The sequence below is a fragment of the Oleiphilus sp. HI0043 genome (assembly GCF_001634935.1).
In genome coordinates, this window is the sequence record NZ_LWEY01001625.1 from 1 (window position 1) to 1,219 (window position 1,219).

Genomic DNA, 1,219 nt, shown 5'->3' on the forward strand with positions numbered 1-1,219 from the left:
TGCACGTATTCAAGTTAACTTCCCAGAAGCTGGCAGTAAGTGGCTAGTTCTATCTTATGCAAAGCTTGAAGCCGTCTAGCCTTTTTTGGTGGTGACTGGAACTTGTGCATAGTAAGCAAAACGCTATTTATCAGCTACTATTAAAGAGTTTCCAGTATTATTTAATAGGACCTTTGATCACATGGCGTCGCCAGAAGAGTTACAACTAGAACAAAAATCTCGTGCACTTCAACTAAAAGAAGATGCACTAAACCGCCAAGCGACCCAGCAGCAGAAAACTGAAGAACGCATTAAAGCGCACCAAGATAGCGTTGCCAAAAAAGAGCGCGCTAACCAGTTAAAAACTCAAGACCTAATAAAACGCGAACGTAAACTTAAAGAAGACAATACACTTCTCCAACATGAGAGAGAAGCATTTAACACGGCACAGCAGGCAGCTGAGTCTCGCCGCCAACCCGCGATGATTATTCTGCCGATTATGCTTATCGCTTGTATTATTGGCGGCTATTTTGCCTACGAGCAACTTGCCAAGAAGCAGCTTCACTACAACCAAATAGCCTCCGCCTCAAAGAATATTGATAAACTCGCAAATATTCTCAGTTTGACTCAGGATGAGGTGCTTACCCAAACCACTGCCTTAGCCAGTAAAAAAACTGAACTGGATAAAACCAAAGGTATGCTGTTGGAGCTAAAACAAAGCACCGACCAACTTCGAAGAGAAATACAGCTACTTAAAGGCGACCAGGAAACTAGCGCCTCGGAGAAAGCATCCCTAGTGGAGTCAGCTGATAACCTTGCACAACAACTCAGTGAACTCAAAAACCAGTTAGAAGATAAATACTTAACCATCGATATTATCGAGGCACTGGTTGATTATCAGGAAGATCACCTTGAAAACGTAAAAGGCGAACTCGCAACAAAACAAGAACTCTTAGCCAAGCATGAAGATTCGCTGAGTGAACAACAAACTCAAAGAATGAAGCTCGAGCAAGCACTGAATGAAAAAGACAGCCAACTCAAAGAAAAGAGCCAGAGCTTACAAACGGCCCAAGAGGAACTTGATCAGGCTCAGCGTCAGTTAACTGAAGCCCAACAAAAATTGAATGCTTTTACCGAAGCCATTAAAGCACCTGAAGCACCTCAAAAATAAAGATTCTATCTCTAAAAAAGGGTCTGCCTTATCTGTAGGCAGACCCTTCCACGGCTCGCTGGCTGGTTA

Annotated in this window: 1 protein-coding gene; it reads left to right on the forward strand. The window is 43.1% G+C overall.

Annotation, left to right across the window (positions count from 1 at the left end; genetic code table 11):
* Window positions 1–181 precede the first annotated feature (181 nt).
* The gene (locus A3729_RS24710) at window positions 182–1,150 is read left to right on the forward strand and encodes a hypothetical protein (protein ID WP_068512378.1); all 969 of its coding nucleotides are present in this window, start codon (window positions 182–184) and stop codon (window positions 1,148–1,150) included.
* Window positions 1,151–1,219: the final 69 nt, after the last annotated feature.